Source organism: Nguyenibacter vanlangensis, assembly GCF_013376155.1.
Lineage (GTDB): Bacteria > Pseudomonadota > Alphaproteobacteria > Acetobacterales > Acetobacteraceae > Gluconacetobacter > Gluconacetobacter vanlangensis.
This window is the reverse complement of record NZ_JABXXP010000570.1, coordinates 1-1,838: the sequence shown is the minus strand read 5'-3', so window position 1 is coordinate 1,838 and position 1,838 is coordinate 1. Positions and strand designations below refer to the sequence as shown.

General features: G+C 70.5%; 2 protein-coding genes. Both read right to left on the bottom strand.

Annotation, left to right across the window (positions count from 1 at the left end):
* A partial coding sequence (locus HUK84_RS16755) for a sodium:solute symporter family protein (RefSeq protein WP_176641289.1) occupies positions 1-1,492 on the bottom strand: 1,492 nt, incomplete at its 3' end.
* 46 nt (positions 1,493-1,538) lie between these two features.
* The coding region (locus HUK84_RS16750) for an amidase family protein (RefSeq protein WP_246285748.1) at positions 1,539-1,838 on the bottom strand (300 nt) is incomplete at its 5' end.

The following is a 1,838-nucleotide window of genomic DNA, read 5'->3' as shown; positions in this document are numbered from 1 at the left end:
CCGCATCCGCCCGCGGCTGGCCGGTGCCGGCGAACAGCAGGGCGACGCGGCGGGTTTCGGCCGTCCGCTGCGGGACCAGCAGCGACAGGGCGACATAGGTGGCGGCATTGACCGCAAGGCCGATCACGCCGGAACTCAGTCCCCAGAACCAGCCGGTGGCCGCATGGAGCACCGTTTCCAGCAGGATGGCGGTCAAAAAGCCCGCGATCATTCCGGCGATGCCGGCCGCGGCGGTACCGCGCCGCCAGAACAGGCCGCCATATTGCGCCACCGCGACCTGGATGATGCCCTGATAGGACAGCAGCGCCAGCACCGACAGGTGCGCGATGGGCAGGCAGGCGATGCCCGCCGCCAGCGCGGTGGCGACGACCATGGTCCCCTTGGCCGTCAGGATCGACGTCCGGTAGGGCAAGACGCGGCCCGCGCCGACGATGTCGTTGGCCACCTGGGTGCCCATCGCCTGGATGATCGCATCCACCCCGCCCATCGTCGCCGCCAGCATCACCGTGCCGGCCAGGCCCAGCCCGACCGGCCCGGCCGCAAGGCCGGCAACCGTGAACCAGGCCATGTCCGGATCGGCATGCAGCGCCGGCAACCCGGCCGCCATCAGCCCCAGCACCACGAGCGCCATCGAGAACAGCAGCGACAGCGGCGCGCTGAACACGCCCGCGCGCAGCATGCTGCGCACGCTGTCGGCGGTGTAGAGCCGCACGAAGATCGGCGGCCAGCACCAGCCGCCGATCGAGCCGGTCAGGATCATCGAAAACAGCGTCAGTGGACCGCCGACCGCCCCCGTACCCATGCTCGTGCTCGTGCCCGGCACGCCGAGCAGCCGGGCGGGCAGGTGGCCGGGAGAGACCCCCTGCCCGGCCAGCCAGGCGATCAGCCCCAGGATCAGCGCGGTGCCGCCGACATAGGCGACCAGCCCCTGATACATGTCGGAAATGACCAGCCCGCGCATGCCCATGCGGATGGTCCAGACCTGCCGCACCAGGATCAGCGCCACGCCGCAGGCCACGGACCGGCCGGGCGTCAGCGCGCCCAGGGACAGGGCGGCGAACATCGCCCCCAGGCTTTTGAAGCCCAGCACCAGCCAGGGCAGGATCGAGATGACGCTGATGACCGACGACGTCACCGCCAGCGCCGTGGAATCGTAGCGCAGCCGCAGCAGGTCGGCCTGGGTCTTCAGGTCGTTCGCCGCCCCCCACAGCCAGACCCGCCGCGCCATCACATACATCAGCATCACGGTCAGCAGGCTGTAGATCGGCATGTAGAAGGCCACCACCCCGCTGCCCAGCGCCATGCCGGTCAGCGACAGCAGCAGGCCGCCGGGCCACCAACTGTTCAGAAAGGACATGGATTGCAGCCACGCACCGTAGGACCGGCCGCCCACCGCGTAGTCCGAGAACGACCGGTCCCTGCGGAAGCTGGCCTGCAGCAGCACCACCAGCCCGGCGCAGAACAGCCCGACGATTCCGAACGCGATTCCCATCCGCCTTTCTCCCTGTCTTGCGCGGTCTGTCTTGCGCGGTCCCCTGTCAGGCCGCCAGGCGTTCGACGATCCGCGAGGGTGTGCTGCGTCCCGCGACCAGCAGCCCCTCGAGGGTTTGGCAGACGCGCATGACCGTCACGTCGTCCTGCCAGCGGCCGGCGACCTGCAGGCCGATCGGCAGGCCCGTGGCCGAGAAGCCGGCGGGGATCGAGGCCGCCGGCTGGCCGGTCATGTTATAGAGGAAGGCGAACCCGCCCCATTCCAGCCAGTCGGGCCACGAGGCGTCGGGCACGGTCCGGCCGGCCGCGAAGGGCAGCACCGACACGCTGGGCGACAGCACCACGTC